Consider the following 17,592-nt stretch of genomic DNA (forward strand, 5'->3'; position numbering starts at 1 on the left):
CTCCCCGCTGCCACCAAGAAAGTTGTGACCTCTTGCCCTCCGAGCTTTCCGCGTACGTTTCGGACCCCACACCCGGGCGCGGTGCGCTACGCCCGGCGCGCTCGTGGCTGCACTCCGACGCTCCCTCGCTCTCGCTGAACGGAGCCTGGCGTTTCCGGCTCTCGCCCACGGCGTCGGTGGCACAGGACTTCGCGGCCGAAGAATTCGACGACCACGTCTGGGAGAGCATCCCGGTGCCGTCCCACTGGGTGCTGGAGGGCGACGGAGCCCATGGCCGGCCGATCTACACCAACATCCAGTTCCCGTTCCCGATCGACCCGCCTCACGTCCCGGACGAGAACCCCACCGGCGACTACCGGCGTCACTTCGCCCTACCCGCCGACTGGTCCGACGCCGAGCGGATCGTGCTGCGGTTCGACGGTGTCGAGTCGCTCTTCCGGGTCTGGGTCAACGGTGTCGACATCGGCAGCGCCGGCGGCAGCCGGCTCGCCCACGAGTTCGACGTCACGCGGGCGGTGCGTCCGGGCGACAACGTCGTCGCTGTACGGGTGCATCAGTGGTCGGCGGCCAGTTACGTCGAGGACCAGGACCAGTGGTGGCTGCCGGGCATCTTCCGCGACGTCACGCTGACCGCCCGGCCGCTCGGCGGCATCGAGGACGTCTGGCTGCGGACCGGGTTCCGCGACGGCCGCGGGCGTGTCGAGGCGGAGATCACCGCCGAGGCGTCCGCGTTCCCGGTCACCCTGCGTATCCCCGAACTCGGCGTCGAGCAGGTCTGGGCGACCGCGGCCGACGTGACGCCGGTCGACGCCGGCGAGGTGGAGCCCTGGTCGGCCGAGCGGCCCCGCCTGTACGACGCCACCGTGTCGACGGCGGCGGAGAGCATCGCGCTGCGCGTGGGCTTCCGTACGGTCGAGATCCGCGGTGACCGGTTCCTGGTCAACGGCCGTCGTGTCGTGTTCCACGGGGTCAACCGCCACGAGGCGCATCCCGTGCGCGGCCGGGTCTTCGACGAGGAGCACGCCCGCGAGGACCTGGCCCGGATGAAGCGGTTCAACGTGAACGCCATCCGCACCAGCCACTACCCGCCGCATCCGCGCCTGCTGGACCTCGCCGACGAACTCGGCTTCTGGGTCGTGCTCGAGTGCGACCTGGAGACCCACGGCTTCGAGAAGCTCGGCTGGGTGGGCAACCCGAGCGACGACCCGGCGTGGCGGGAGGCGTACCTCGACCGCATCCGGCGGACGGTCGAACGGGACAAGAACCACCCGAGCATCGTGATCTGGTCGCTCGGCAACGAGTCGGGTACCGGTAGCAACCTCGCCGCCATGTCGGCCTGGGTGCACGCACGGGACGCCGAACGCCCCGTGCACTACGAGGGCGACTACACCGGCGAGTACACCGACGTGTACTCGCGTATGTACGCGTCGGTGCCGGAGACCGAGCGCATCGGCACGGACGGCACGGAGACGCCGCTGCTGAACTGCACCCCCTCGCAGAGCGCCCGGCAGCGGGCCAAGCCGTTCCTGCTGTGCGAGTACGCCCACGCCATGGGCAACGGGCCGGGGGCGCTCGATCAGTACGAGGCGCTGGTGCACGAACATCCGCGGCTGCACGGCGGGTTCGTCTGGGAATGGCGCGACCACGGCATCCTGGCCACGGCCCCGGACGGCACTGCGTACCAGGCCTACGGAGGCGACTTCGGTGAGGTCGTGCACGACGGCAACTTCGTGATGGACGGCATGCTGCTGAGCGACGACGTCCCGACGCCCAGCCTGTACGAGTACAAGGCGGTCGTACAGCCGGTCCGTTTCGTCTTCGACGGCGACAAGGTCGCGGTGACGAACCTGCGGCACTCGGCCGACACCTCCGATCTGCGTTTTCGCTGGCGGGTCGAGCACGACGGAACGCCTGTGGACGCCGGGGACCTGGAGGTCCCGGTGGTCGCGGCGGGCGAGTCGGGGTGGGTGTCCCTCCCGCCGGTCCCGGTGGCGCCCGAGGGCGAGACATGGCTGACGATCGACGCGGTCCTGGCGACCGCCTCCCCCTGGGCTTCCCAGGGCCATGTGGTGGCCACCGTCCAGTCGGACCGTTCGCCTCACATCCCCGTGCCCGCCGTGCGGCACCGCACGGGCTGGCGACCGGACACCGGAACGCTGACGCTCGGGGCCGCCGAGTTCGTGGACGGACGCCTCGTGAGCCTGGCCGGCCGCGCCGTGACAGGACCACGGCTGGAGTTGTTCCGTGCCCCGACCGACAACGACGAGAGCCCGTCGGACGGTGTGGAGGAGAGCGACGCGAGTGTCCCGGGGGTGTCCAACGCCGAGCTGTGGCGTCGCGACGGTCTCGACCGGCTGACCGCACGTCGTGTGTCCGTGGAGCGGCCCCACGACACGGCGGACGCGCTGCGCACGCTCGACAAGGTCTCCGCGGCGAACTCCGCCCTGTTCGTGATGGTGGAGTCCGTCTGGTCGCTCGAAGCCGGTGAGCTCGAACTCCGGGTGGAGATCGAGCCCTCGAGGGGCTGGAGCACGGTGTGGCCGCGGATCGGCATCCGCTTCGACCTGCCCGACGGCGGGGCACCCGTCGACGGCGCCGAGTGGTTCGGGCTCGGCCCGTCGGAGTCGTACCCCGACAGCCTGCGGGCGGCGCGCACCGGCCGATTCTCCTCCGGCATCGACGACCTCTCGGTCGACTACGCACGTCCCCAGGAGACCGGACACCGGTCCGGCCTGCGCCGGCTGACCCTCACGAGCACGGGCGCGAAGGTGTTCCGTGTCGAGGCCCTGCCCGACACGCAGGGACGGCGGCCCGGCTTCACGCTCAGCCGCCACACGCCCCAGGAACTCGCACGGGCCGGACATCCGTATGAGCTCCCCGCCTCGACGACGAGCCGTCTGACCATCGACGCGGTGCAGCACGGACTCGGTTCGCGGTCGTGCGGCCCGGACGTGTGGCCCGAGTTCGCCCTGCGTCCCGAGGCCCGCACGATCAGGCTGCGCATCACGGCGGGCTGACCTCACCGGCTCCTGACACCGACGGAGCACCGAACCGCGAGGGGCACCCGTGTCGGCCGACCGCAGCACAGCGGCCGGCCGACACGGGTCTTGCGTATGAGCCACCGGTGGCGCGCATCTCCCTCAATCAGGGCTGTTCACTAAATCGAACGCCTCGTTCACTTCGACGGATGGGTTCGGTATAGTGAACGCATGGTTCATTCGATCAGGGTTCTTCCGGCCGGCATCGGTGTGCCTCGCACCGCGACCCCCAGGAGCCGCTGATGACGCCCCCTCCGTCCGGCCGCCGGCCGGTCAGCAGTACCGCAGCCGCCGTCGGCGCGAAGATCCGCCTGCGCCGCCAGCAGCGCGGCATGAGCGCCGCGGAGATGGCCCGGCGCGCCGGGCTGAGCAAGGCCACCTTGTCGCAGCTGGAGGCCGGCAACGGCAATCCGACCATCGACACCCTGGATGCGATCGCGATCGCCCTGCGCATTCCGATCGCCGACCTGCTGGCGCGTGACGCCGACACCGGGCCGGTCTTCCGACCGGGCACGGACATCGAGCCCGGCGAGGTCTCCCGCGAACTGCTGCGCCGCATCAGCAGCGGCAACAGCCTGGAGATCTGGCGGCTGCGCATTCCGCCCGAGACGGAGCTGCCCGGCGTCCCGCACGCCACGGGCACCATCGAGCACCTGCTCATCGCCACCGGGCACGTCACCGCCGGCCCCGTCGACGCCCCGCACCATCTGGGCCCCGGCGACATGCTCGCCTTCGCGGGGGACGCCCCGCACTTCTACCGCACCGGCGCGGAGGAAGTGGACATCACCGTCGTCTTCGCCTCCCCCATCACCACCTGAGACCAAGGAAGACGCCTCATGAGCGCCGCCATCGCCATCACCCCCTCCAGCCGTGCCTTCATCAGCGACAACATGGCCGGGGCGTCCCCGCGGATAGCCCAGGCCGTCACCGACGCGGCCGCCGGACAGGTCCTGCCGTACGGCAACGACCCCTTCACCGACAGCGCCCGCCGCAGGCTCGGCGAGATCTTCGAGCGGGACGTCGATGTCTTCCCGGTCTCCACCGGGTCCGCCGCCAACGGCCTGAGCCTGGCCGCCCTCACCCCGCCGTGGGGCAGCGTGCTCTCCCACCCGGACAGCCACATCAACACCGACGAGTGCGGCGCTCCGGAGTTCTTCACCAACGGCGCCAAGCTCGTCGGTGTGCCAGGCCCCGACAGCAAGATCGACCCCGAGGTGCTGCGGGTGGCGGTGCGCCGCCGGGCCGGCGACGTGCACAGCGTGCAGCCGTCTGCGGTGAGCATCAGCCAGGCCACCGAGAGCGGCAGCGTCTACACCCTGGAGGAGATCCGCGGCCTGTCCGCCATCGCCAAGGACGCGGGACTGCGTGTCCACATGGACGGAGCGCGCTTCGCCAACGCCCTGGACCACCTCGGCGCCACCCCGGCTGAGATGACCTGGAAGGCCGGCGTCGACGTCCTGTCCTTCGGCGCCACCAAGAACGGCGCCATGACCGCCGACGCGATCGTCTCCTTCGACCCCGCACTCGCCGCCGAACTCGCCTTCCGCGTCAAGCGTGCCGGCCAGCTCACCTCCAAGATGCGCTTCCAGGCGGCCCAGATCGACGCCTACCTCACCGACGGCCTGTGGCTGCGCAACGCCCGCCAGGCCAACGCGATGGCCACCCGCCTCGGCGACGGCCTCAAGTCCATCCCCGGCACCGGCCTTCTGGCCACCCCACAGGCCAACATCCTCTTCTGCCGCCTGCCCCAGCAGGTCACCGAAGGACTCCTCGCCGAGGGCTACGTGTTCTACCACGACCGCTGGGAACCGGGGATCGTCCGGCTCGTCACCGCCTTCTCCCACAGCGCCGCCGACATCGACCAGCTGCTCGACGCGGTCCGCCGCCACACCCGCTGACCGACGGACGGGGGCAACGGCTCGGTCACACCGACGCCCTAGGCAAGGGGGAACCGCGCGCCACAGGGCCGGCCTTCGGACGAGACGGTCCCGGCCGCGACTCGTAGCCGCCCCCAGGGAGCCCTCGATACCTCACCCGAGAGACAGCCTGGACGTGCCCGACGATCGGCCAGGAGAAGAAGGTCCGGTCAGGTGGACCGGGCCGTCACGCCTGATTGCATCCTCAGCTCACCGGAGGGCGGACAGGACGGGCCACTCGTCTTCCACCACTTTCCCGGCGCCCACGGACGAACGGGCGCCCCTCTGCCAAGTGAATCTTGAGCCCCAGCACCTCGCATGCCGTACTCGCCCAAGTCGAAGACAAGGGCTACGAGCTGACCAAGGCGCAGGTCATCCCCATCACCGACGACGAGCTGCGGAACCTTCCGCTGCGCTTTGTTCGCGGAAATCGGTTCTGGCTCAAGTTCCGCGACGCGGGCACGGTGAGGAGTGGAGTGGAGCGACGGGTCTGGCTGGACAGGCGCCGGGTCCGAGCGGTCCGGTGCCGGTGATCGAGTTGGCGCGGGCGGTCCCGCGGACGCGATCCGGCGAGCGCGACTTCCTCCTGGCCTCGTCAGTGCGACGACCCGGCGCCAGCCCTATGTCGACCGCGCGCGTGCCACCGACCAGGGCCTGGGCCCACGTTGGGAGCTGCATGAGGGTTCGTTCGGAGTTCACCAGCCGTCCTGCAGGGCCGTCGGCCTGATCCGTACGCGGTCGGCCGATCTTTGCCGGGGAACCGCATCGACCCTGAAACGTAACCCCTGGTGGACTTACAGACATTCCAACCAGTCGGTATCGTGCGCCGCCCAACCCGTTCCCCCCAGTTCACCTCCACGGATCCGAGCCGAAGCGGAAGGCCAGGCGATGACATACCCCGATGAGAACAAGTACCCGCAATCAGCGACGAGATGGCCGCTGCCCCACACCGCGCCCCAGTCGTACGGGCACGACGCCCCTCGGTACGGGTCGTACGGGCCAGCCCCTTGGGATGAGCCGTACGCGCACGAGACGCATCGGCGCAGTGCCGACCTCGACGCCCTGCGCTCGGCCTACCGCCTGCTCCGACGGATCTCCACACTCGCCGCGCTCGGCTCCTTCGTGGTGTACGTCGTGCTGTCCTGCTATGCGCCAGGCCTGATGGGGGCCAAGATCGCCGGAGAGCTGAGCCTGGGAATGGCTCTGGGGGTCCTCCAGCTCGTCGTCACCTTTGCGGCGGTCTTCTGGTACGGACGCAGCGCACAACGCTCGGTGGATCCGTTGGCCCGCGCCGTCAGGGAGCGGACGGTCCCCACCGGCCGGAACCCGAAGGCGGCGAGATGAACCAGTTCAACTCCGGGACGCAGGCCACCGTCCTGATTCTGTTCACCACGCTGGTCACTGTCACGCTGCTGATGTGCATCATGGCGGGACCGGACCGCGACGACCTGACGAACTTCTACACCGGCTACCTCTCGCTCACCCCGCTCAAGAACGGCCTGGCGATCGCGGGCGACTACATCTCGGCGGCCACGGTGCTGAGCACCACGGGCATCATCGCGCTCGCCGGTTACGACGGCTATGTCCTCGCGGTCAGCACTGCCCTGTCGCTGGTGCTGCTGATGTTCCTGCTGGCCGAACCCCTGCGCAACGCCGGCAGGTTCACCATGGGCGACGTCCTGGCCCGCAACATGCCGGGGCGGGCCGTGCGTATCGCCTCCTGCCTGGTGACGCTCTCTGCGACCCTGCCCTTCCTGGTCGTCCAGCTCTCCGGGGCCGGGTCGCTGCTCACCTTCATCCTCAACATCCCGCACGTGGCCGGCGCCAGGACGGCGTGCATCGTCATCGTCGGCAGCCTGATGATCATTTACGCGGCGCTCGGCGGTATGAGAGGAACCGCTCTCATACAGATGATCAAGATTGTGCTCCTGCTCGGCACCAGCGTCGTCGTCGCCGCTCTCGTCCTGAACCGCTTCGACTGGAGCCCCGGCGACGTCCTCAGCGCCGCCCAGCACGGCAGCGGCGCGGGCCCCGCCTTCCTCCGGCAGGGCCTTCAGTTGGGCACCTCGGCCGTTGACCGGCTGGACTTCGTCAGTCTCCAGATCACCGTGGTCCTCGGCGTGGCCTGTCTGCCCCACATCACGATGCGTCTGTACTCCGCGCAGGACGTGCCGGCCGTGCGTCGCTCCATGTCGTGGGCAGTCGGCACGGTCACCGCGTTCTGCCTGCTCGTGATCATCATCGGTACGGGCGCGGCGGCGCTGGTGGGATCGCGGTATATCACCGCGGCCGACCCGCAAGGCAGAACATCGGTGCTCATGCTGTCGCAGGTACTCGGCGGGGCCCCTGCCTCCGCAGGCGCGACGATTCTCTACGCGGCCGTGGCGGGCATGGTGTTCATCACGCTGCTGTCGTCGGTCGCTGGGATGACCCTGGCCGCGGCCTCGTCGCTCGCCCACGACCTGTTCGCCCATGCGGTGCTACGGGGACGGGCGGAGCCGCGCACGGAGATGACGGTGGCGGGGTGGACGAGTGTGGCCGTGGGAACCGTTGCCATCGCGCTCTCCACCCTGGTCCAGAACTGGGACGTCGGCGTACTGACCACTCTGGCCATCTGCATAGGGGCATCGGCGGTGGCACCCGCGCTCACCTACTCCCTGTTCTGGCGAGGATTCACTCGAACCGGCCTGCTCGCCACCCTCTACGGCGGCGCCGCCTGCGCACTGCTGCTGATGGTCTTCTCCAAGGCCGTCTCGGGCACGCCGTCCGCCGTCTTCCCGAACGCCGACTTCGACCTGTTCCCCATGCAGTCCACCGGACTGGTCTCCATCCCGTTCGGCTACCTGGCGGGCTGGCTGGGCAGCCGTCTTGACCACCGGCGCCGCGCCGCCGACAGTCACGAGAACCGGCGGCTGTACGACGAGAGCGAGGCACGGCTGCTCGCCGCAGCCGAATGACCACGCCGGCGGGGGCGGGCTACGCGAGCGGCCTCGGTGCCGCGGCCGTGGTCCGCCCAGGGGGCAAGTCCCGTCGCGCGGCCCCTTCATGCCGGCCGCGCGTCGAGGCCACCTGTGCTCATGACATCGACGCGGGCTGGATTGCGGCTCTCGGACAGTTCCCCGGAGGCGGCCCGTGTCGGCTGCCCGATGTTCTCGTGGTCCTCGGCCCGACCCCCGGAAGCGCAGCTCGCTCCGGCCCTGTCGCCGTACGCCCGCATCGGCGCTCCGCGTCCTGCCCCCGCCAGAGCCCGGCACGGCCTGAAGCGGTCAGGTGGGTGGGCCGGTCAGTGGTTGTTCGGTCCACACCGTCTTGCCCTCACGGGTGTAGCGGGCACCCCAGCGTTCGGCCATCTGGGCCACCAGGAACAGACCGCGCCCGCCCTCGTCGGTGGCACGGGCGCGGCGCAGGTGTGGTGAGGTGTGGCTGGTGTCGCTGACCTCGCACACCAGACACCGTTCACGGATCAGCCGCAGAGTCGCAGGCCCGCTGGCGTACCGGTAGACATTGGTGATCAGTTCGCTGGCGATCAACTCGGTGGTGAACGCCAAGTGCTCCAGACCCCATTCGGTCAGCTTGGCCGAGACCAATTCCCGGGCCCGAGCGGCGCTGGCAGGCTCCAGCGGCAGACTCCAGAAGGCGACATCGTCCGGTGGCAGCACGCGGGTGCGGGCGATCAGCAGAGCGACGTCGTCGCTGGGGCGCGACGGCACGAGCGAGTCGACCACCGCTTGGCATGTCCGCTCCAGCGCGTCCGCAGGGCGGGTGAGCGCCGCGCACAGCTTCGTCAGGCCGACGTCGGCATCGATGTGACGCTCGCCGATGACTCCGTTGGTGTACAGGCACAACAGACTTCCCTCGGCCAGTTCGATCTCCCGGGCCTCGAACGGCAGGCCGCCCAGGCCGAGCGGTGGGCCGGCGGGCAGGTCGAGCGGAGCCGCCTCACCGTCCGGAGTCGTCACCACCGGCGGTGGGTGACCGGCGCGGGCCACGGAACAGCGCCGGGAGACAGGGTCGTACACGGCGTACAGGCAGGTGGCACCGACGACCTGCTCGCCCACGGGCCGTTCGCCGGCTGCCTCCTGTTCGGCCGCCAGCATGTTGACCAGGTCGTCCAGGCGGGAGAGGACCTCGTCCGGTTCCAGGTCGAGGCTGGCGAGCGTATGCACGGCGGTACGCAGCCGGCCCATGGTGGCGGCAGCATGGATGCCGCGTCCCACCACGTCACCGACGACGAGGGCGACTCGGGCCCCGGACAGGGGAATGACGTCGAACCAATCGCCGCCCAGGCCCGGAGCCCCACTGGCCGGCAGGTAGCGCAGGGCCACCTCGACAGCCGACTGGTCCGGAACCGCCCGGGGCAGAAGGCTGCTCTGCAAGGTGAACGCGGTCTGCTGCTGCTGGGTGAAGCGCCGGGCGTTGTCGACGGCGACGGCGGCACGTGAGGCGAGTTCCTGGGCGAGGGTGAGATCGTCCGACTCGAAGGGATCGGGACGGAGCGAACGCCACAGGGTCATCACGCCCAGCACCAGGCCACGTGCGGCAAGAGGTACCACGATCAGCGAGTGGACGCCGAGGTCCGGAGCATGGGCCCCCTGGCGACCTGCCATGGAGAACCAGTCGGGCCGGAGAACCGGTTCCAGGACGGGCCGCCCTTCGGCCAGACACCTGGCCTGCGGTGTGTCGGGCCCGAACTCCACCGGCTCGCCCTGGGGGTGGGGTGGGCCAGGCTGCTGGGCACCGACGCTGCAGGCCCCCACTCGCACCACAGGCCCTGCCAGGGCACGCGTCAGTTCCTCACCGCGCGTCACCGACTGAAACAGGTCCACTGACGCATGGTCGGCGAGGTGAGGCACCATCACCTCGGCGAGTTCACGGGCGGTCTCTGCCACGTCGAGGGTGGTTCCGATACGGCTGCCGGCCTGGTCGAGGAGCGCGAGCCGACGCTGGGCTCGATGGCGTTCGGTGATGTCCTCGATCATCTCGGCCACACCCAGGATGCGGCCGGAGGGGTCCTCCATCCGGAAGGACGAGACCATCGCGACGCGCTCTTGTGCCGGATCCCGCTCCAGGCGAACGAACTGCTCTGAGTAGACCCATGGCCTTCCGGTGTCCATCACCTGGCGCACACGGTCCACGGCCTCGCGTGCGTCATCGGGGACCAGGAAACAGCCCGTGGGCAGCCCCCGAAAGTCTGCTGCCGGGACGCCTGTGACGCGTTCGATGGCCCGGTTGACCCGGAGAATGCTCAGGTCGGGGCCGTGGACGACCAGACCGACCGGGCACCGGCGGTACAACCCGTCGAGAACCGCACGGTCTCTTTGCCACTCCAGGACGTCAACCGCGAGTGCCCCGGCGAGAATCCACTCACGGACCCGGTCATGGCGCGAGAGCGCCTGCGCCCTGAGCCCCATCTCCACGAACCGCCCGTCGCTGTGCCGCACGTTGAGCATCCCGAACCAGCCGCCGACTCTCCTGGAGCTCGCCGCGGCCTCCCTGACGGCCGGCAGATCGCGAGGATCGACAAGGACCTCGAAAGCCGGCCGACCGATCACGGCCGTGTCCGCATGGCCGAGCAGTTCCTGGGCGCGCCGGCTCCATCCGACCACGGCTCCCCGGTCGTCGAGCACGGCCAAGGCGGCGAGGTGCAGGGCGAACGGATCGTCGTGGCTTTGGCTGAACTCCTTCATCCGCTCCTCCACCGCTGGACACCACCTTGTACTCGGTCATCGATGTTCTGCCGCGGGTCCAGACCGCCGCCGATGACCGGCATGACTGCGTCCGGGCGGTGGCTCGGCGTTCCCCAATGCGCGCTGCCCTGCTGATGCCATGTAAGCCTATTGAAACCCGGTGCGTCCGCGGCTTCGCCCGCCGCGTGGCACGGCGTGGCGGACCTGAGGGATGACGACGGGCACGATGGACCGCACCTCACGAAAGCGGGTCACGATGAACAGCGCGTGATCGTCAGTGCGTCCGGGCCTCGAGAGCTCGCGCGCCTCAGGCCGTACACGCCGCGCAGACCGTACCCACAGTCGGCTTCCAGCACCCTGCCGGCGGCACGGAAGGAGCAGTGCACCGCGGCCAGGACCGGGTCGGTGAGGGCACCCGCCCCGGCGACAAGCCGAAGGCCCCCGCGGGCAACGGGCGGGCGGTGGCCATGCTGGCCGCCTGCGAGGGAGCCTCCGTGGCCTGCGCCGACGTCTCCCCCTCCGCCGCGGCTGCCACCGCCGCCCTGTTCGGTGAGGAAGGTGCCCGTCGTCTCCCCGTGATCGGTGACGCCACGGATCCCGGCCAGTCCTCGGCCATGTTCGCCGAGGCTCTCCGCGAACTCGGCGCACTCCACGCGGTGGTGGTCAACGTCGGCATCGGCCTCGGCGCGGGCCTGACGGACACCTCACCGCAGCGGTGGGAACGCGAGCTCTCGCTCAACCTGAGCGCCCCCTTCCTTGCCGCCCAGTACGGGTACGGGTTGCCCCGGCCGTCTTCGTCGATTCCGTGGCCGGGCTGCGCGTCGAGTACCAGCAGCACGTGGTGGCGGACGTGGACCGGGAGCGCCGGGATCTCCTGGACCAGCTCCTGGCCGGCGTGGCACCGACGCGCGGTCCGCTGTTCGCCGCGGCGCAGGCGTACGACATCGGACTCCGCTCGCCGATGATGGCGGTCGTGGCGGTGTGCGTCGGCGACACGCACACCGGGGACTGCACCTCGGCCGAGAACGGGTACGCCAGGACGGGAGCCCACAGGTTCACGTCGAGGGCCCCGGCGAACCGGGCGCGCCACCACACGGAGAGGGCCGCCCGGCCCCACTGAATTGCGGACGCGGAAATCACCGTCGGCATCGCCGGGCTACCGAACGGATCGTCGAGGAGCTCGCTTCCAGGGAAACGGCCATGCGCCTGGCATGACCGTCACGTCCCGTGGAGGAGACAAGAAGGAGAGAGGCACCCGGGGGCACCCGGGTGTGATGCGGCAGGCGGTCGAGCGCGCGTTCACGCACGCTGATCCTCGTGCCGCCTCGGCGCCAGCACCGTCGAACGGCCGCGAGCGGCAGGCCTCGCCCCCGGGTCGGGCTGCCGGATCAGCGGTGGCCGGGGAACCGCAGGGCGTTCGCCCAGAGACGGGTGACCGTGGACACCAGCTCCTCGAAGTCCACCGGCGCACCTTCTTCTTGCCCTTCGTCGAGCACGAAGGCGTTGTAGGCCATGACACTGACCATGCCCGACAGCGCCCGGGAGGCCATCATGGGATCGACCTCCTGGTCCGCGACACCACGCGCCTGCAGGTCGGCGATGCCGCGGGCATTGCGGCGGATGAACGCGTCAGCGCGCCGGCTTCGGAACTTACGGAACTCCGGCTCCACCTGTGCGACCTGCTCAAGCAGGGCCATCAGCTTCGCATTCCGTTTGTACGCCTCGAGATATGCGCGATTGCTCGCCTCGAGTACCGCGTGAGGATCGCCGGTACCCGGCACCCGGCCCATGCCGGGGTGCATCATGTCCTCCTGCGCCTCCAGGAGGACGGCGGCAAGCACCTCTTCCTTGTTGGCGAAGTAGGTGTAGAAGGATCCCGCCGCGCATTGAGCCTCTTTGGTGATGTCGGTCAGGCGGGTGTCGAGGTAGCCGTCCCGTTCGAACACCTTCCGCGCGGCCTTCACCAAAGCGGCCCGTGTCCGCGCCCCGCGCTTCGTCGCAGGCGGCTCGCGAAGGTGCGAGAGGGGCGCCATGGGCGGTGCCTGCTCGCCCTCGATCCCCTCGGGCGCGGTGGTGTCCATCCCGGAAACTCTACTTGAATCCGACGCCATAGTCACAAAGCCGTAGGGCGCGCGGGGCACACAGGGGTTGCGCCGGCAACCGACGCCCTGGGGACAGCGTCCAGAAGGACACCGTGAGCGCCTCGGCCGCACCCACGACGGCGGGGTCGAGGCCGTGCCGTGCGATCACTCGTAAACACTTGTCATGGGCGGCGCCTTCCGGGAGGTGAGCAGGTGACGGTACGGGTCTCACCCTCGCCGACCAGTCGGCTTGGCCCGGCCTCTCCATGACCCTCGAACGGTGCGGCCGGATGACCCACCTCGTTGCGCCCGGTCGGCCGACCGTCAGGCGGTGATCCTGAAGCGTTCGGCGAGTTGGCGGCGGCTGTCGGCGGCGCTGATGTGGAGTACGCCCCCGATTCCGATCCGTGCCGCTCCGTCGAGGTTCTGCTGCAGATCGTCGATCATGACTGCTTCCTCGGGGTCGACACCGAGGCGTTCACATGCGATCGCGTACATACGCCGGGAGGGCTTGCGGATCCCGACCTCGGCGGAGATGACGACCGCATCGGCAACAGCGGCGAGGTCGACGCCGTCATAGGTTCCGGTACCGAATGAATTGGATACGAGCGCAACGGGATGGCCGGCGGCTCGCAGATCACCGAGCAGTGCGAGCATGTCCCGGTCGATCGACATTCCCGCCTGCATCCGGGCCGTGAGCCCCTCGGCCGATACGTCGGCCCCGTGGACGCGGAGACGTTCGGCGAATCCTCGCTCGAAGGCTTCGGCGTCGATACGGCCGCATTCGTGGTCGACCAGGAGGGTGCGTGATAGCTGGTCCCGGCCGAGGAGGTCCAACGGCAGGCGCGGGTCGCCGCCGAGCGAGGCGCCGAAGTCGATGAAAGCCCGCAACACACTGGAGGTGATGACGCCACCGAAGTCCACCAGGACGGCGGTTCGGGTCTTTTCCACCACGTTCGACACAGTATCCACGTCTCTCTCTGCCTCTCTCGCGGTCGGCTTACCCTCGGCCCATGCGACGGCAGCCCTATTTCGTCGGCTCTCATGGAGTGCCCCCGGTACCGCACACGCGGCCGGTCTTTGCCACTGCCCGTATCCAGCAGGGATGCAAAGCTCAGGCGACCTCGAACAGTCCGGCTGCGCCCATTCCGCCGCCGACACACATCGAGATCACCACATACCGGACACCCCGGCGCTTGCCCTCGATGAGGGCATGCCCCACCAGCCGGGCACCGGTCATTCCGTACGGATGACCGACCGAGATCGCGCCGCCATTGACGTTGAACCGCTCCGGGTCGATGTGCAGTTCGTCACGGCAGTACAGCGCCTGGGAAGCGAACGCCTCGTTGAGTTCCCACAGGCCGATGTCGTCGATGGAGAGGTTGTGCTGCTTCAGCAGTTTCGGAATGGCGAACACCGGACCGATGCCCATCTCGTCCGGCCCGCACCCGGCAACGGTCATACCCCGGTAGACGCCAAGCGGTTCCAGTCCGCGGCGCTCGGCCTCCTGCGACTCCATCAACACCGATGCCGAAGCCCCGTCCGACAACTGCGAGGAATTGCCCGCCGTCACGCTGGAATGCGCGCTCACCCGACCGTCGGGCAGCACCGGCGCCAACCCGGCCAGGCCTTCGCGCGTCGTCGACGCGCGGTTGCCCTCGTCCCGGGTCAGGGTGACCTCCTCGTCCCGCACCTCCCCGGACCGCTTGTCGAGAAGCTTCTTCACGCTGTTGAGCGCGACGATCTCCCGGTCGAACCGGCCGGCCTCCTGCGCCGCCGAGGTGCGCTGCTGCGACACCAGCGCGAACTCGTCCTGACGTTCCCGGCTCACGCCGTAGCGTTCGGCGACGATCTCCGCCGTCTGCACCATCGGCATGTAGATACTCGGCTTGTGCTCGACCAGCCAGGGATCCACCATGCGGTGGGTGTTCATGTGCTCGTTCTGCACCAAGGAGATCGACTCGACACCGCCGCCGACAGTCACCTGCATGCCGTCCGTGACGATCTGCTTGGCGGCCGTCGCAATGGCCATCAGGCCCGACGAGCACTGCCGGTCCATCGTCATCCCCGACACGGTGTCCGGAAGTCCGGCACGGAGAGCGGCCTGACGCGCGACGTTGCCACCGGAAGACCCTTGCTGCACGGCGCAGCCGAGGATCACATCCTCGACCTCACCTCCGTCGAGCCCGGCGCGCCGCACTGCGTGCGAAAGGGCATGGGCGGCGAGTTCCTGCGCCTGGGTGTCGTTGAACGCGCCGCGGTAGGCCTTTCCGATCGGCGTCCGCGCCGTCGAAACGATGACTGCTTCCCTCATGTCGCCTCACTGTTTCCTGTTGGTCCGGTTCGTCCGGGATCTTCCGGGGCGGAATCCGAGTGAGCCGGGATCGATGCCGCTAAGCGGCGCCGAAGGCCAACTGCGGTGCGGCGAGGGCTCATCGACCGTCTTCCCCGATGACCGATGACATGAGCCATGGCCGCAGGGTCGACGGAAGCCAGCCTCCCGATCCGTTATAGTTGAATTCGGCGTCATGTTCAACCAAGGCCTTGGTCGAACAGGGAAGCGTGAGGTAACGGTCCGACACCAAGGCGCACCCAAAGCGCCAGTGCGCGGCTGCCGCTGCCGGGATGCGCGCATGTTCGGGGTCTTGACAGCCCATCTCTCCTACCTGAAAGCTACCGACCAGTCAGTACGGAGGGGTGGATGTGACCGAGCCGAGCATCTCCACCGGTGCGGGCGTGTTCGACGCGATCGTGGCGGGTCCGCCCGAGGGCCGCCCGGTGCTGCTGCTGCACGGCTTCCCGCAGACGGGGCTGGTGTGGCACCGGCAGATCGCGACGTTGGCCGCGCACGGCTACCGGGTGGTGGCACCCGACCAGCGTGGATACTCCCCCGGCGCCCGCCCCGAGCGGCCCGAGGACTACCGCATCAGCCTTCTCGTCGACGACGTGGTGGCGATCAGTGAGGAACTGGGCTGGGCGGCGTTCGATCTGGTCGGCCATGACTGGGGAGGCGCGGTGGCCTGGTGGACCGCTCACGCCCACCCCGGCCGCGTACGCACCCTGACGGTTGTCTCGACCCCGCACCCCGGCGCTCTGGCCACCACCCTGCGCACCGACCAGGAACAGCGCGAACGCTCGCACTACATGATCGACTGGCGCGACACATCCACGACCGAAGAGCGCATGCTCGCCCACGACGCCCAAGAGCTTCGCGACCTCTACGCCGGAAAGGTCCCGCTCGACAGTGCCGAGGCCTACGTGCGCCACCTGTCCCAGCCGGGCGCTCTCACCGCGGCGCTGAACTGGTACCGGGCCGGCCGCCCCGACGGCGCGATCGGAGTCATCGATGTGCCCACGCTGTACGTCTGGAGCACCGAGGACAGCGCGTTCGGCCCGGCCGCCGCACAGGAGACCGGACGGTGGGTCAAAGGACCGTACCGGTTCGAGACCCTCCAAGGCGTCAGCCACTGGGTCCCCGAGGAGGCGCCCGAAACGCTGAGCCGCCTGTTGCTGCAACACCTGCGAGCCCACGGCGAGGGCTGAACCCGCAGGGAATACCCGGTTCGTCGACTCTCCGAAGAGGTACCCCATGAAGTCAGCACGCGCGGCCTGGCGCCGCCTCGAGCCCGTACACGGCATGATCTACTTCGTCCCCGAGGGAAGGCGACGGTACGCGGACCTCGGACTGAGCGGACGCGCCGGGTACTTCGCCTCCCGCAGTGCCGCGTTCGGCCGAGCATCGGCCGAGCTGGTCATCTCGACCTTCTACAACTTCAACCCCGATTTCGTACGGCAGGCGATCGACGGGGCCTGGGACGCAACGACGCCGCAGCAGGTGTTGGACGCGCGGTACGCCGCGGCGGGCGAAGCCCTACGGCGGGCGGGAATCCACGAGCTGCCCGACTTGGACGAGGTACTGGCGCTGACCCGTCGGGCCGCCGAGGCGGCCTGCGAACACACGCAGGGCCGCCCGCTCTTCGCCGCACATGCCGCACTGCCTTGGCCCGAAGAGCCGGTACTGCAGCTGTGGCACGCCCAGACGCTGCTCCGGGAGTTCCGTGGAGACGGCCATGTCGCATGTCTGCTGAGCGAGGGCGTCGGGGGGTTGGAGGCCCTGATTCTGCACGCCGCCACCGGTGACGTCCCCGTCGACTTCCTCAAGGCGAGCCGCGCGTGGCCCGAGGAGGAGTGGGCCGGCACCCAGGAGCGCCTACGCAAGCGAGGCCTCCTCGACGGCGACTCCCTCAGCCCGGAAGGCGCACTCCTCCGCCGGCACATCGAGGACATCACCGACCGCCTGGCCCTTCCCGCCTACGCCGCCCTGGGCGATACCGCTTGTGAGCGCCTCGCCGAACTCGCGAGCCCCTTCGGCCGCGCCGTCATCGAAGCCGGCCTTCTCAAGCTCGGCTGACCAGGCGTTTCCCCGCCTCCGCCTCGTGCTTGATCTGCTGGTGGCCATGCCCTGCGAGAAGGCCGTGTCCGCGACAGCGGACGGACGACGGTATGCGCCCGTGACGGGATCGGCGACAGCGATAGCTGCGAGCCCGGCTGACGCCCATGGTGTTCCTGTCCGTCTTCGACGACGTGCCCGTGGTAGCGGTACACCCCTTTCATCGAGAGGAGGGTCACCCGAGCCAACCGCCAGGCCACGTCGTAGGACATGCCTCCGCGGACCTGCACCGGTCACGGGTGCGGAACGTGAAGTCGCCACCGGAGACAATCAGTTCGTCGCACTCTGTCCGGGAGATGCACAGCACCGCGATGAACCGTCCTCTGAGTCCTGACGCTGCCTGCCAACCAGCTGGACCTGCCTCGCGCTTTCGTGAGCCGAGCTCGCGGAAGACGTCGAACAGACTCCCAGGAGATTGAA

General features: G+C 69.4%; 13 protein-coding genes. 9 read left to right on the forward strand and 4 right to left on the reverse strand.

Annotation, left to right across the window (positions count from 1 at the left end; translation table 11 throughout):
- Nucleotides 1-32: 32 nt before the first annotated feature.
- The 6 genes from AAFF41_RS03595 to AAFF41_RS03620 all read left to right on the forward strand — a co-directional run bounded on the left by AAFF41_RS03595 (nucleotide 33) and on the right by AAFF41_RS03620 (nucleotide 7,911).
- Nucleotides 33-3,017: a glycoside hydrolase family 2 TIM barrel-domain containing protein gene (locus AAFF41_RS03595; protein ID WP_319753107.1), complete on the forward strand. Its 2,985-nt coding sequence runs from the start codon at nucleotides 33-35 to the stop codon at nucleotides 3,015-3,017.
- A 263-nt stretch (nucleotides 3,018-3,280) separates the two neighbouring features.
- Nucleotides 3,281-3,856, forward strand: coding sequence for a helix-turn-helix domain-containing protein (locus AAFF41_RS03600; protein WP_319753108.1), 576 nt, complete (start codon nucleotides 3,281-3,283; stop codon nucleotides 3,854-3,856).
- A gap of 18 nt (nucleotides 3,857-3,874) precedes the next feature.
- Nucleotides 3,875-4,936 (forward strand): threonine aldolase family protein, encoded by a 1,062-nt coding sequence (locus AAFF41_RS03605; protein WP_343323437.1) that lies wholly within the window; start codon nucleotides 3,875-3,877, stop codon nucleotides 4,934-4,936.
- Between the two features lie 317 nt (nucleotides 4,937-5,253).
- Nucleotides 5,254-5,487 (forward strand): hypothetical protein, encoded by a 234-nt coding sequence (locus tag AAFF41_RS03610; RefSeq protein WP_319753110.1) that lies wholly within the window; start codon nucleotides 5,254-5,256, stop codon nucleotides 5,485-5,487.
- Between the two features lie 355 nt (nucleotides 5,488-5,842).
- Nucleotides 5,843-6,298, forward strand: coding sequence for a DUF485 domain-containing protein (locus AAFF41_RS03615; protein ID WP_319753111.1), 456 nt, complete (start codon nucleotides 5,843-5,845; stop codon nucleotides 6,296-6,298).
- Complete coding sequence (locus AAFF41_RS03620) at nucleotides 6,295-7,911, forward strand: sodium/solute symporter (protein ID WP_343323438.1); 1,617 nt, start codon at nucleotides 6,295-6,297, stop codon at nucleotides 7,909-7,911. The genes AAFF41_RS03615 and AAFF41_RS03620 overlap by 4 nt, the downstream gene beginning before the upstream one ends.
- 309 nt (nucleotides 7,912-8,220) lie before the next feature.
- Here AAFF41_RS03620 and AAFF41_RS03625 read toward each other — a convergent pair whose 3' ends face one another.
- Nucleotides 8,221-10,641: a SpoIIE family protein phosphatase gene (locus tag AAFF41_RS03625; RefSeq protein WP_319753113.1), complete on the reverse strand. Its 2,421-nt coding sequence runs from the start codon at nucleotides 10,639-10,641 to the stop codon at nucleotides 8,221-8,223.
- A gap of 380 nt (nucleotides 10,642-11,021) precedes the next feature.
- Here AAFF41_RS03625 and AAFF41_RS03630 point away from each other — a divergent pair, with 380 nt between their 5' ends.
- Nucleotides 11,022-11,606: an SDR family oxidoreductase gene (locus tag AAFF41_RS03630; RefSeq protein ID WP_343323439.1), complete on the forward strand. Its 585-nt coding sequence runs from the start codon at nucleotides 11,022-11,024 to the stop codon at nucleotides 11,604-11,606.
- Nucleotides 11,607-12,029: 423 nt separating this feature from the next.
- Here the strand turns inward: AAFF41_RS03630 and AAFF41_RS03635 are convergent, their stop codons facing one another.
- The 3 genes from AAFF41_RS03635 to AAFF41_RS03645 all read right to left on the reverse strand — a co-directional run bounded on the left by AAFF41_RS03635 (nucleotide 12,030) and on the right by AAFF41_RS03645 (nucleotide 15,036).
- Nucleotides 12,030-12,722, reverse strand: coding sequence for a TetR/AcrR family transcriptional regulator (locus AAFF41_RS03635; RefSeq protein ID WP_319753114.1), 693 nt, complete (start codon nucleotides 12,720-12,722; stop codon nucleotides 12,030-12,032).
- Nucleotides 12,723-13,046: 324 nt separating this feature from the next.
- Complete coding sequence (locus tag AAFF41_RS03640; protein WP_343323440.1) at nucleotides 13,047-13,676, reverse strand: HAD family hydrolase; 630 nt, start codon at nucleotides 13,674-13,676, stop codon at nucleotides 13,047-13,049.
- 160 nt (nucleotides 13,677-13,836) lie between these two features.
- Nucleotides 13,837-15,036 (reverse strand): acetyl-CoA C-acyltransferase, encoded by a 1,200-nt coding sequence (locus tag AAFF41_RS03645; RefSeq protein ID WP_319753116.1) that lies wholly within the window; start codon nucleotides 15,034-15,036, stop codon nucleotides 13,837-13,839.
- Nucleotides 15,037-15,425: 389 nt separating this feature from the next.
- Between AAFF41_RS03645 and AAFF41_RS03650 the strand changes: the two genes are divergently transcribed.
- Together AAFF41_RS03650 and AAFF41_RS03655 are read left to right on the forward strand one after the other, a co-directional pair.
- Nucleotides 15,426-16,265: an alpha/beta fold hydrolase gene (locus tag AAFF41_RS03650; protein WP_343323441.1), complete on the forward strand. Its 840-nt coding sequence runs from the start codon at nucleotides 15,426-15,428 to the stop codon at nucleotides 16,263-16,265.
- Between the two features lie 46 nt (nucleotides 16,266-16,311).
- Nucleotides 16,312-17,133, forward strand: coding sequence for an SCO6745 family protein (locus AAFF41_RS03655; RefSeq protein WP_319753118.1), 822 nt, complete (start codon nucleotides 16,312-16,314; stop codon nucleotides 17,131-17,133).
- Nucleotides 17,134-17,592 lie beyond the last annotated feature (459 nt).

It is taken from the genome of Streptomyces mirabilis, from assembly GCF_039503195.1.
In the GTDB taxonomy this organism is placed as follows: domain Bacteria; phylum Actinomycetota; class Actinomycetes; order Streptomycetales; family Streptomycetaceae; genus Streptomyces; species Streptomyces mirabilis_D.